At 29.9% G+C, this 13,686-nt stretch carries 7 protein-coding genes and 1 riboswitch; of the genes, 5 read left to right on the forward strand and 2 right to left on the reverse strand.

Annotated features, from left to right (window positions below; all coding sequences use genetic code 11):
- The first annotated feature begins 174 nt into the window (after window positions 1-174).
- The 3 genes from gltB (at window position 175) to I4U58_RS03420 (ending at window position 7,127) form a co-directional block, all read left to right on the forward strand.
- Window positions 175-4,692, forward strand: coding sequence for a glutamate synthase large subunit (gene gltB / locus I4U58_RS03410; protein WP_195929640.1), 4,518 nt, complete (start codon window positions 175-177; stop codon window positions 4,690-4,692).
- An 11-nt stretch (window positions 4,693-4,703) separates the two neighbouring features.
- Window positions 4,704-6,116: a glutamate synthase subunit beta gene (locus I4U58_RS03415; protein WP_195929641.1), complete on the forward strand. Its 1,413-nt coding sequence runs from the start codon at window positions 4,704-4,706 to the stop codon at window positions 6,114-6,116.
- Between the two features lie 138 nt (window positions 6,117-6,254).
- Window positions 6,255-7,127: a DegV family protein gene (locus I4U58_RS03420; protein ID WP_195929642.1), complete on the forward strand. Its 873-nt coding sequence runs from the start codon at window positions 6,255-6,257 to the stop codon at window positions 7,125-7,127.
- A gap of 63 nt (window positions 7,128-7,190) precedes the next feature.
- On the opposite strand, the gene I4U58_RS03425 is transcribed toward I4U58_RS03420, so the two are convergent.
- The gene (locus I4U58_RS03425) at window positions 7,191-8,498 is read right to left on the reverse strand and encodes a DHHW family protein (RefSeq protein WP_195929643.1); all 1,308 of its coding nucleotides are present in this window, start codon (window positions 8,496-8,498) and stop codon (window positions 7,191-7,193) included.
- A gap of 10 nt (window positions 8,499-8,508) precedes the next feature.
- Window positions 8,509-9,921 carry an MBOAT family O-acyltransferase gene (locus tag I4U58_RS03430; protein WP_295573778.1) on the reverse strand — a complete coding sequence of 471 codons (1,413 nt, stop codon included), beginning with the start codon at window positions 9,919-9,921 and terminating at the stop codon, window positions 8,509-8,511.
- Window positions 9,922-10,283: 362 nt separating this feature from the next.
- Between I4U58_RS03430 and I4U58_RS03435 the strand changes: the two genes are divergently transcribed.
- Both I4U58_RS03435 and I4U58_RS03440 read left to right on the forward strand, forming a co-directional pair.
- Entirely contained in the window at window positions 10,284-11,207 is a 924-nt protein-coding gene (locus I4U58_RS03435) for a MoxR family ATPase (protein ID WP_195929644.1), read from the forward strand.
- A 48-nt stretch (window positions 11,208-11,255) separates the two neighbouring features.
- On the forward strand, window positions 11,256-13,046 hold the full coding sequence (locus tag I4U58_RS03440; RefSeq protein ID WP_195929645.1) for a nitric oxide reductase activation-like protein: 1,791 nt from the start codon (window positions 11,256-11,258) through the stop codon (window positions 13,044-13,046).
- 247 nt (window positions 13,047-13,293) lie between these two features.
- Window positions 13,294-13,473: riboswitch (cobalamin riboswitch) on the forward strand.
- Window positions 13,474-13,686: the final 213 nt, after the last annotated feature.

Here is a 13,686-nt window from a genome sequence, read left to right on the forward strand (position 1 = left end):
ATCACTAAAAAACAAAAAAGTAAGATATTAAAAAATAAAAATGAAATAATTTTTTAAAAAATTGCATAATTCTGAAAACTTAACTATAATAAAGATTATATCATATACAGATGTCGACTGAGAAAAAACTTTATTTGAAAGAAATGTATTCAATATACTTAAGGGGGAATTGAGATGAAGGGAAAACAAACTATACAGAATGTTGGATTACCAGAAAAGCAAGGCCTGTATGATCCAAAGTTTGAAAAAGATAATTGTGGTATAGGTTTTATTGCAAATATAAAGGGAGAAAAGTCACATGAAATAGTAGAAAAGGGACTATTAATTTTAAAAAATTTATCTCATAGAGGGGCAACTGGATGTGATGAAACTACTGGAGATGGAGCCGGTATAATGATTCAAATACCGCATGAATTTTTTAAAAAGAAATGTAGGGAAAATAAAATTGATTTACCACAAGAGGGAAAATATGCAGTAGGTATGGTATTTTTACCTCGTGAATCTGATGAAGATTTAGAATGTGAAGGTATTTTTGAAACAATTTTGAGAAAAGAAAAATTAAAACTTTTAGGCTGGAGAGATGTTGAGGTTGACCGAAATGCAATTGGAGAGATCGCAAAAGGTAGTGAACCTTTAATAAAACAAGTATTTATAGATAAGGAAGATTATACGACTGAAGAATTTGAGAGAAAATTATTCATAGTTAGAAAAAAAGCTGAGAAAGAAGTTAGAAACTCTAAAATGCATAATAAAGGATATTTTTATATACCGAGTTTATCTAGCAGAACAATAATTTATAAAGGATTACTTTTGGCTAGACAGATAGGAAGTTTTTATAAAGATTTAGAAGATAAAGATTTTAAGTCAGCATTAGCTTTAATACATCAACGTTATTCAACAAATACATTTCCTACTTGGGATTTGGCACAGCCTTTTAGATATTTGGCTCATAATGGTGAGATAAACACTATTATGGGAAATAGAAATTGGATGAATGCTAGAGAAGGTGTACTAAAATCAGATAAATTTAAAGATGGTTTAGAAGAATTGTTCCCAATTTTAACGCCAAATTGCTCAGATTCTGCAACATTAGATAATGCATTTGAGCTTTTGATATCAACAGGAAAATCTTTGACTGAGGCAATGACTATGCTCATTCCACAAGCATGGAATAACAATGAATTAATGGACAAAAAAGAAAAGGCATATTATAACTACCATGCTACGATAATGGAACCATGGGATGGACCAGCAGCAATAGCTTTTACAAATGGGGTACAATTAGGAGCAATGTTAGATAGAAATGGACTTAGACCATCAAGATATACAATAACGAAAGATGGATTTGTTATATTAGCATCAGAAACTGGTGTATTAGAAACAGAACCATCAAACGTTGAATATAGTGGTCGCTTAGAGCCAGGTAAAATATTTATGCTTGATTTGGAACAAGGAAGAATAATTCCAGATGATGAAATTAAAAAAGGATTATTTGAATCATATGATTATGAGGATTGGCTTAAACGCAATAAAATAACTATGGATATGATTGCAAAACCATCATATCTACCAAAAGGTGATGAGGATACTTTATTACAAAGACAGCAAGCATTTGGATACACTTATGAAGATATAAAAATAGTTTTAGCACAAATGGCTAAGGATGGAAGTGAACCACAAGGTTCTATGGGAGATGATACACCTCTTGCGGTTTTATCAAAAAGACCACAACTACTTTATAACTACTTTAAACAATTATTCGCACAAGTGACAAATCCACCAATAGACCCAATAAGAGAAGAATCTATAATGAGTTTAGTTACAATTGTTGGGCAAAAAGCAAACTTACTCGATAATGATAAAAAAGATTATAAATTTATACAATTAGATAGTCCAATATTGTCTGATGTAGATTTAGAAAAAATAAGCAAGATAAACAACCAAAGCTTAAGAGCTGTAAAAATACCAATGCTATTTAGATCACCTGGTACAGGTAAAGATTTGGTCGAGGCATTAGATTTATTATGTCAAAGGGCAAAAGACGCAATAATAGAAGGATATAATGTAATAATTTTATCAGACAGAAATATAAACAAACAACAAGCACCTATCCCAGCATTATTAGCAACTAGTGCTTTACAACATTATCTAATAAAAAATAAGCTGAGAACTAATGTAAATATAATTTTGGAAACTGGAGAAGCCAAAGAAGTTATGCATTTTGCATTATTAATAGGATATGGTGCTACAGCAATCAACCCTTACCTAGCTTATGAAACTATAGAACAACTAGCAAAGAAAGAATTATACGTTGGTCATAAATCATCAGAACAATTAAAAGAAAATTATAATAAAGCTATTTGTCATGGATTATTAAAGATAATATCAAAGATGGGAATATCTACAATCCAAAGTTATAGAAGTGCACAAATATTTGAATGTATTGGCATTAATAGTGATGTTGTAAATAAATATTTTACAGGAACACCAACAAGGATTGAAGGAATAGGACTTGATATAATTGCAAAAGAAACTTTAGAAAGACACAATATTGCATATAACAAATTAAGAAATCCAATAGATACACTAGAACTCGGTGGAAAATATAATTATAGAAGAAATGAAGAAAAACATATGTTTAATCCTTATACAATAACTACCTTACAAAAAAGTGTTAGAGAAAATAATTATAAATTATTCAAGGATTTTTCAAAGGCTATAGATAACCAAGCTGAAGAGTTATGTACTATACGTGGATTGCTTAAATTTAAGGATTCAGAAAGCATCTCTTTAGATGAAGTTGAACCAGTATCAGAAATTGTTAAGCGATTTGTAAGTGGAGCAATGAGTTTTGGTTCACTTAGTAAAGAAGCTCATGAAACACTAGCAACAGCAATGAATACATTAGGTGGACGTTCAAATACTGGTGAAGGTGGGGAGGATTCTAACAGATTTAAAACTATAACTATGAGTGCAACAAAACAAGTTGCATCAGGACGATTTGGTGTTACAACAGAGTACTTAGTAAATGCTAAAGAAATACAGATAAAAATGGCTCAAGGTGCAAAACCTGGAGAAGGTGGTAGACTTCCAGGTAAAAAAGTAAATGAGAAAATAGGGAAAGTACGCCATGCAATACCCGGAATAGATTTAATATCACCACCGCCACATCATGATATATATTCAATAGAAGATTTGGAACAGTTAATTCATGATTTGAAAAGTGTAAACCCACAAGCTAATATATCAGTAAAATTAGTCTCAGAAGTTGGTGTTGGAACAGTTGCAGCAGGTGTTGCAAAGGCAAAAGCAGATATCATATTAATATCAGGATATGATGGAGGTACAGGCGCAGCGCCTTACACATCAATAAGATATACGGGTGGACCTTGGGAATTAGGTCTTTCAGAAGCTCATCAAGTCCTTCTTATGAACAACTTAAGAAGTAGGGTAACATTACAAACAGATGGACAGATGAGAACTGGAAAAGATGTTGTAGTTGCAGCATTATTAGGTGCCGAAGAATTTGGATTTGCTACAACACCACTTGTAGTTATGGGATGTATGATGATGAGAAAATGTCACTCAAATACATGTCCAATGGGAGTTGCAACACAAAATCCAGAATTAAGAAAAAAATTTAAAGGTAAGGTAGAACATCTTATAAATTATTTTACATTCGTTGCGACAGAGGTAAGAGAAATCATGGCACAGCTTGGATTTAGAACTATGGATGAAATGATAGGTAGGGTCGATAAATTAGAAATAAATGAGCTTTTAACAAACGAGAAAACTAAAAATCTAGATTTTTCTTCAATACTTTATAGACCTAATCTACCAGAGAGAATAGTTGGTAGAAAGATAATGGAGCAAGACCATGGAATAGATAGTGCATATGATTTAAAATTAATTGAATTTGCTAAAGTCAGTTTAGAAAATAAAACTAAAGTAACTGGTGATTTTAAAATAAAAAACATAAATCGTACAGTTGGAACTATGTTGAGTGGCGAAATCGCAAAATGCTATGGAGCAGAGGGGTTACCTGACGATACAATAACTTTAAACTTAACTGGAAGTACAGGTCAGAGTTTTATGGCTTTTGGAATGAAAGGAATAACAATTAATTTGACAGGTGAATGCAATGATTATGTTGGAAAGGGACTTTCAGGAGCTAAGATAAAAGTTAAACTTCCTAAAGAATGTACTGTAAAATCAGATAAAAATATAATTGTAGGCAATACAGTTTTATATGGAGCAACTAGTGGTGAATTTTATGCTAACGGAAAAGCAGGTGAAAGATTTGCAGTTAGAAATTCTGGTGCAACAGCAGTTGTAGAAGGCGTAGGAGATCATGGATGTGAATATATGACAGGAGGAACAGTAGTTATATTAGGAGATATAGGTAGAAACTTTGCCGCTGGTATGAGTGGAGGAAAAGTGTTCGTATATGATCCAAAGCATTCACTAAATACAAAATTAAATCCAGGAGTACTAGACACTTCAGATATTGAAAACATAATAGATACTGAGGATGAAGAATTACTAAAATATTTAATTGAAAGACATTTTGAATATACTCAAAGTAAAAAATCAAAAATGATACTCGATAATTGGAATAAAGAAAAATTAAATATTTTAAGAGTTATACCTAAAGTATATAAAAAATTAATAAGTGAATATCAAGTAGTATAAGGAGGGCAAATATGGGAAAAGAAACTGGTTTTATAGAGTATGAACGTGAGAATCAGACTAAACGTCCAGTAAAGGAGCGTATAAAAGACTTTAATCAGATATATATACCAATGAATTATGAAAAAGTAAGAATACAGGCAGCTAGATGCATGGACTGTGGAGTACCATTTTGCACATCTGAATATGGATGTCCACTTGGAAATGCTGCACCAGAAATTAATGATTTAGTATATAGAGGACAATGGAAAGAGGCACTAGATAGATTACTTCAAACAAATAATTTCCCTGAATTTACAGGGACTGTCTGTCCAGGTTTATGTGAAAAGGCATGTGTGTTAGGAGCTATAAAAGAGCCTGTTGGATGCAAAAATATGGAGCTTAGTATAATTAATAAAGCTTTTGAAGAAGGGTGGATAACTGCAAAACCACCACTAATAAGAATAGGAAAAAGTGTTGCGATAATTGGTTCGGGTCCTGCAGGTCTTGCCTGTGCAGACCAATTAAACAAAGCAGGATATGATGTAACTGTATTTGAAAGAGATGATGTTATAGGTGGACTCTTAGTATATGGAATTCCAGACTTTAAGCTAGAAAAATGGGTTGTAGATAGAAGGATTGATTTATTAAAACAAGAGGGAATAAAGTTTAAAACAAATATATGGGTAGGAAGAGACTATCCAGCTAGAATATTAAAAAAAGAGTACGATATAATTGTTTTAACTGGTGGAGCAACTCAAGCAAGAGATTTACCTATACCGGGACGTTCTTTAAAAGGTCTTCATTTTGCTGTTGATTATTTAAAACAACAAAATAAGAGAAATCGAGGACTAGACGTTGATGAGGAAGAAATTATAGCTACTGACAAGAACGTAATTGTAATTGGTGGTGGAGATACAGCTAATGACTGTGTTGGAACAGCGATAAGACAAGGGGCGAAAAATGTATATCAACTCCAAAGATCATCAGAGAGCGAAAGGGACTTAAAAGGTGCTAGTTTCTGGGGAAAAATTTATGCAATGACTAAGAATCCAGTATTTGAAGAAGGTGGAATAAGGGAGTATTCTGTAAAACCTACAGCATTTAGTGGCGAAGGAGGAATAGTTCATAAACTACATGCAGTTAAATTAGATGAAAATAGAAAAGAAATACCTGATTCAGATTTCGAAATTGAATGTGATTTAGCATTATTTGCATTAGGATTTTTACATCCAGAACATGAGACTTTATTACATGATTTAGGTGTAGAACTTGATGAAAGAGGTAATGTAGCTACTGATAAATTTAGAAGAACTTCTGTTAAAGGTATATACGCAGCAGGTGATATGAGAAGTGGTCAATCATTAGTATGCAAATCAATTGCTGATGGAAGAAAAGTAGCAAAAACAATTGATTTAGATATTATGGGGCAAACAAATTTAAGATAAATTAAAAAATGCTATGAGTGATTCTTATTACTTATAGCATTTTTTGTATGCTTTTAAAACCCCAAAATTCATAAAAATCTAATATAATTATAATATGATTAGAAATAAAGTATTTCTTTATACAGGGGAGGATAAAATATGAGAGATTTCATTATTTCAACGGATTCTACAGCAGATTTACCAACAAAATACTTAGAAGAAAATAATATAGTAGTGCATCCTCTATATTATATAGTAGACAGAAAAGAATATATCCCAGGCGTAGATGATATGCCGGTGAAGGATTTTTATCAAGCATTAAGAGATGGCAAAATGCCTACAACAAGTGCATCAAATCCAATAAATATAATTTCTAGATTTCAAAAGGAAATAAATGAAGAACATGATATACTTCACCTAAGTTTTTCATCTGGTTTAAGTTCTAGCTATAATAATGCACAAATGTGTGCAGAAAAAATAATGGAAGAGGAGCCAGAATCTAAGATAATAGTAGTTGATACACTATCAGGTACAGTTGGTCAGGGAATATTACTTATGCATGCTGTAGATATGAAAAAACAAGGAAAAACTATAGAAGAAATTGCTAAGTGGTTAAATGATAATAAAAAGCATGTAATACATGAATTTACAGTTTCTGATTTAAATCATTTATATCGAGGGGGACGACTTTCAAAAGCGAGTGCAGTTTTAGGAACAATGCTAAATATACAACCTATACTGCATATGGATGATAAAGGTGGATTAGCAGCTATAGGAAAGGTTAGAGGACGAAAAAAAGCACTACATACATTAGTTGATAATATAGAAAAAAAATCAGATGTAACAAATTTAAAACAGGTATTTATATCTCATGGAGATTGCATTGAAGATGCCGAATATGTAGCAGAAAAAATAAAACAAAAATATGGAGTAGATGATTTTCTAATATCAGATATATGTCCAACTATAGGAGCTCATACAGCACAAGGGGCAGTAGTTGTGGCTTATTTAGGAAATAATAGAGAAGAATAAATAAAAAAGAAGATAGCAAATATTTTTTGTTATCTTCTTTTTTAAATTTGAAAAATTATATTTTTAGTTTAGTAATTTCTTTAATTCATCTACACGACTTTGAGAACCAACAGCAACCATATTATTTATAAATATAACATCTTTAATTTCATGTTCTTTTATAAAATCATTAAGATTACCATTAAAATATCTTGGGTCTATTACATAAACCTCTGAATAATTTTGAGTTAATAAAGGAGCAAATGCATTACCATAAGATTCTTTTATAACAACAACCTTTTTACTACTATCAACATCAGGATTTTTGATTATAGTAAGAGGATTATCACCATGAAGGAAAGTACCATATGCATTTGAACCTGTAGAGTAATCTGAATAAGGAGACGCCTCAAAGCTCTTTGTCAATGAACTATTTTCGTAAATTGTTGCAGTTAAATCAGCACCAACAGATCGATATTCAACTACATCCGGGTCATCAGCTAATTTTTGGTCTTTAGAAGCAGAGTAGTAAGTACCTAAGAATCCTTCAACTTTTTTCAAAGGATAATCTTTTAACTTAAATGGTTTTAAGTCAGCTGCTTCACAATATTTAGTATAAGCATAATATGCACCAAGTTGTGTCCAGTGATGATCCGATTTAAAGTAGATATATTCTGTTTTATGTTTTTTTAGAATAGAATAAGCATCTACTGGAGTTACATTATTACCTATTTTGCTATTAACTAAGTCAATTGCTGGTTTTTCTTTTGCAGATAAGTTTTGATACTTAGATGGTAATGCAAACTCAACATGTGTAGGAACTAAAATATTATACACATTTGCACCTTTTAAAGTATCACCAAATTTCTTAATTGTTTCTGCGTAATCATTGATAGTCGGTTCATTAAATCCGTACGCTTCACAAACTATGTTGTCGATACTTAATAAAGTACCGATTTGTTCAACATTTTTATACATATCTTTGTCTGAATCACTATCATCATCTTTAGCAGTTGCACTTTGGTTAGTAGCATTATTAGATACAACTGTCATTTTTATTTCACTTTCAACTCCTTTAAGACCGTCTATAGAATCTGATAAAGCAAGGAATTGATCTCTATGTACAAAGTTATCTTTGTAAAATTCATCTATTTTTGAGAAGTATGTACCGCTAAGTAAATCTTCTGATGTCATTTCTGATATCTTAGGAAAACTTGCTAGTTTTCTTTTTTCTTGTTGAGATACACCACCATTAGTTGTAAAGAACATAGATACAAAGAAGAACATCATAATTAAGCCGCACACACCAATATTTAGATAATCACTAAGTTTTGGTTTTCTTGTAGTGTTACTATTTTTTAAATTATCATATTTTTTTGCTGTATTATTCATGTTATACCCCCTAGAATCTATAATATAAGAATGGATTATAGCTTTCTCCAACTAACATAGATATTATACAGAATATTAATGATACATTAAAAATGATTTGTACAAAATCTAAATTACCATTTACTACTTTATTGTCATTTAACTTCTGGAATAACATTTTTGGAACAGGAGTAGATGCAATTATGCAAAGAACTACAAATGTTACATTACTCATAAATGTTATCGGAAGTGTATCAGAGTAAAGTGGGTTATTATTTAAACCTACTAATGCTTTTAAGAAAGTTCCAAGACTATTTAAGTCGACATAGTAGAATATTGCCCAACCTACCATTATTACAATCATTGCAAAGAACCATTGAATAACTTGTGGTAATTTTTTTGTAAATTTGAAGAATACTTTTTTCTCTAAGTAAATTATTGTACCAAAGTATAATCCCCATATTATAAAGTTCCAACTAGCTCCATGCCAGAACCCTGTTAAGAACCAAACAACAAATATATTTAATAATTGTCTTTTACGGTTACCCCCAAGAGGTATATATACATAATCTCTGAAGAATGAACCTAAAGACATATGCCATCTTCTCCAAAATTCAGTAGCAGATTTTGATATGTATGGATAATTGAAGTTTTCACAGTATGTAAATCCAAATATTTTACCAAGACCAATCGCCATATCTGAATATCCTGAGAAGTCAAAGTATATTTGAATAGTGTACATGAAAAGTCCGAACCAAGCATCTAATACACCCATTGAAGCTAACTTGCCGTCCAAGAAAGTTGAAACTAATGTAGCAGCTGTATTAGCTATTATAACTTTTTTAGCTAAACCTACTATAAATCTGTTTATACCTTGAGATATATTTACAATACTAACTTCCCTATGATCAATTTCTCTTTCTATATCGATATATCTAACAATAGGCCCCGCAATTAATTGTGGATATAAAGATACATACATTAAGAATTTTGCAAAACTCTTTTGAGAATCAACTCTATTACAATACACATCTATAACATAAGATACTATTTGGAATGTATAGAATGAGATTCCTATTGGTAAAGAGATTTGAGGGACAGGTAAATTTAAATGAAGTAAGTAATTGATATTGCTTACGAAGAAACCTGCATATTTAAATATCCCTAATAAACCAAGATTAATTATTAATGAAATAATCAAATATAATTTTTTCTGCTGTTTAGTCTCGCTTTTATCTATTGAAATAGCAAAGATATAACCTATAAATGAACTAAATATCAATAAAGCTACACATATAGGTTCTCCCCAAGCATAGAATAACAGTGAAAAAACTATAAGTATAATATTTTTTGTTTTTAAATTTCTAGATAGAAAATAACATATTATGTTTGCTGGTAAAAAAGCAAACATAAATAATAAATTTGAAAATACTATTTTAATCACCCTCCCAATTTATAAAATACTTTAATTGCCTTATTAGGCAATATATACCAGCATATTATAACATAAGTTGAGGTTTTACGACAGAGTTTTATGTCTTATTTTACCATTAGTTGCAGTGAGGAAAAGTCTATAAAAATAATGAAATTTCAACATTATTAGATGTGGATTGAGGAAAATGATGAATAAGATATGTTAAAAAAATATAACATTAGCTATTTTTATAACGGAATACATAAGTGATAGGTGATATAATTTACAATATATGGTTATAAAACTCGATATATTATAATTACAGATGAATTTGGTAATTATACAAAATAATATAAAAATAAGTAAATAGGGGAAAGTAAAAGGAGAAACAGATGGATATATTAGAAAATTTAAGGGAACAAGACATAAGAGAATCATTAATAAAAGATATTGAATATTTTAGAAAAGAATATGATGTAAAAGATGAATTAAAAGAGAGGGTTACAAAATCACCAGCATTTTTCATAGGAAAAGATATCTTAGAGATGTGCATAACAGGGATTTTGGAAGAGGAAAATATATTATTATCAGGGCCAAAGGCAACCGGTAAAAATTTATTATCTGATAATCTATCAGAGATATTTGGAAGACCACAATGGAATACTTCATTTCATATAAATACAGATAGTGCATCTTTAATAGGTACAGATACTTTTATAGATAATGAAGTTAAACTTAGACGTGGGTCAGTATATGAATGTGCAGTGAATGGAGGGTTTGGAATATTTGATGAGATAAATATGGCTAAAAATGATGCAATTGTAGTACTTCACTCAGCACTTGATTATAGAAGAGTTATAGATGTTCCAGGATATGAAAGAATAAATCTACACCCAGCAACTCGATTTATAGGAACAATGAATTATGAATATGCTGGAACAAAAGAATTAAATGAAGCATTAGTTTCAAGATTTTTAGTAATTGATATGCCGGCAGTAGACGAAGAAAAATTAAAAATGATATTAAAAAGAGAATTCCCTAGTGTAGATGATGAAAAACTATATCAATTTATAGGAATATTCTTAGACTTACAATTAAAAGCAGAAAATGGAGAAATATCAACAAAAGCAATAGATTTAAGAGGAATGATAGGTGCATTAAAAACTATAAAAAGAGGACTAAAACCGACTCTAGCAATTAATATGGGGATTACAGGAAAGACTTTTGATATTTATGAAAAGGAAATGGTATCAGACATTATAAGAACTAGAATTCCAGAAGGATGGGAAAGTCATGATATATTCCCAAATGATTAGTTTATGCAGATTGAAAATGCTTAAATATTAATTAAAAGGGTGATGAATATGACAAATAGTTTAAAATGGATATTTAATGAATATGAGTTTGATAATAGGGTTAATAATTTAGCTTGGACAGTCGCAGGAAAGTATGATGAAGATATTGATATATCAGAAAAAGATTATACTTCAAAAGATGCATCTATGTATTATGCGATAATTGCAGGCGCAATGAGAAAATATATAGATTGGGAGACTGTTAAGAAATACTTAGTTAATAGAATGAAATCTGGATATAACAAAGACATCTTATGTACAATTATTCAAATAGTATTAAATGATATTGTAGAGAAAAAAGTTATAGAAGAAAGACCAGGAGTAATTGATATTAGAAATAAAGCGTATGATGACATCTTAAAAAGTTATTCCAAAATACATAAAGAAGATATTTTAAAATTATTAAAATATACATATGTCCTTCAACGAATGGATAGACATCCAGTTATGGATAGATTAGTTAGAAAAATACTTAGAGAAATTAATAATATTGATGTACATGGAGATATAATGGAAATCTTGAAAAAGGTAGATGAAATATATCTCACATATTTTCAATATATACTAGATAGCCAAAATCAAAATGTAGAATTTGTAGAAGATAATATAAAAAATGTAGAAGTAGATTTTGATACATTTGCAGATTTTATGTTAGAAGAATTATATGATGACCAAGAGGTAGAAAATGTTGAAACAGAGATTAATAACTTTACTGGCGGTATGTTGGTAGATGGTTTAGGCGACGAAAAAGAAGATATAAATTTAGAATCTACACCACATAGAGTATTATATGTAAATGAAGAAATGCTAAATAAGATATATAAAAGAGTAGAATACTATTATGGAAAATCATACTTAAATGAAGGCGATAGAAGAAAAATAGAATCTAGAAATTGTAGAAATGTTCATGAAGGATGCAGACTTCATTTTACTGATGGAGTTTTGAGATCACATTGTGAAAATGCGTTCCAATTAAAATATGTAACTAGACAAAAGGATAATAACTTATTTGAATTTCAATATAAAATGAAGGTATATAGAAGACAAATAAATAAGCTTAGAGAATGTTTTTCTAGATTATTAATAGAAGAAAGTTCGTCTGATAGACTTTATTCTGATTGCGGAACAATATATGCAAATAAAGCGTGGAGAATAGGACGAAGTAGTAATAACAAGATATTTTATAAAGATGTAGACAATGGAAAAGGAAGATATGTTATAGATATACTACTCGATTCAAGTGGTTCACAAACATCAAAACAATTTATGGTTGCGATACAAGCATATATATTATCTGCTGCACTTACACTCGCTGGGATTCCAAACAGAGTTATGGGGTTTCAAAGTTTTCTTGATTATACAATATTAAAACGATTTAGGGATTATAACGATAATGTCAGAAAGTGTGAGGATATATTTGAATATTACTGTTCTGGAAATAATCGAGATGGTCTTGCGATAAAAGCAACTTGTGATGGACTATTAGAAAGAGAAGAAGAAAATAAAATTTTAATTGTACTTAGTGACGGTAAACCAAACGATGTAAAAATAGGTAAAGACAGTTCAAGAAGTATAAGAGGAGAAATGTCTTATAAAGGTATAGTAGGAATTAAAGATACTGCTATGGAAGTTAGAAAAGCTAGAAAAAGAGGAATAATGGTATTAGGAGTTTTTACAGGAAAAGAAATTGACCTAGAGGCAGAAAAGAAAATCTATGGAAAAGACTTTATTTATATAAAAGATATACAGAGATTTTCAGATATTGTATCTACCTATTTGAAAAAGGTAATAATTAACTAGATAACTAAACGGAATTAATAAATTAAAAAAGACTTTATAAGCTATATCAAAAATATAAAATCGTAATTAGAATTAAAAAACAACATATTATATAGTTAAACTTACATAATCATATAATTACAATGTAATATTAATTTAAAATATAAAAAGATTATAGACTATAACAAATTGGAATTGTGAAAACCATCACATTTTGTCTGTTTATGCTATACTTTAAATATATTCTCAAGATGGAATATGTTGGTATTAAAATTAAAATTTTTTAGGTTCTACATTAGATTAATAGGGAAAGAGGTGTAAATCCTCTACAGCCCCCGCTACTGTAATGTTGACGATTCCCTCAGTTACCACTGTGATCTAAAATCATGGGAAGGGAGGGATAGAATGAGACTAAGTCAGGAAACCTGCCTAATAAATAAAAGAATTTCTCCGGGGTTGGAGATAATATCTTAATTAAGGAATAATTTTTAAACTTATTTAAGGATATTGCCTAACTCAGAGTAGTTAGGTTTTTTATTTTTAGAATTATTATTTAAATAATGGGAGTTATAGACAAAATTTATTATCATAAATAAGATATTATCAGTTCTTAATACACAACATTTTCAAATATATTATTTTTAAGGGGTAGGTAAATGAG

It is taken from the genome of Clostridium sp. 1001270J_160509_D11 (assembly GCF_015667935.1).
Lineage (GTDB): Bacteria > Bacillota > Clostridia > Peptostreptococcales > Peptostreptococcaceae > Intestinibacter.

Coding starts and splice junctions, on each gene's coding strand:
- gltB (WP_195929640.1), top strand. CDS start 175: ATGAAGGGAAAACAAACTATACAGAATGTTGGATTACCAGAAAAGCAA.
- I4U58_RS03415 (WP_195929641.1), top strand. CDS start 4,704: ATGGGAAAAGAAACTGGTTTTATAGAGTATGAACGTGAGAATCAGACT.
- I4U58_RS03420 (WP_195929642.1), top strand. CDS start 6,255: ATGAGAGATTTCATTATTTCAACGGATTCTACAGCAGATTTACCAACA.
- I4U58_RS03425 (WP_195929643.1), bottom strand. CDS start 8,498: ATGAATAATACAGCAAAAAAATATGATAATTTAAAAAATAGTAACACT.
- I4U58_RS03435 (WP_195929644.1), top strand. CDS start 10,284: ATGGATATATTAGAAAATTTAAGGGAACAAGACATAAGAGAATCATTA.
- I4U58_RS03440 (WP_195929645.1), top strand. CDS start 11,256: ATGACAAATAGTTTAAAATGGATATTTAATGAATATGAGTTTGATAAT.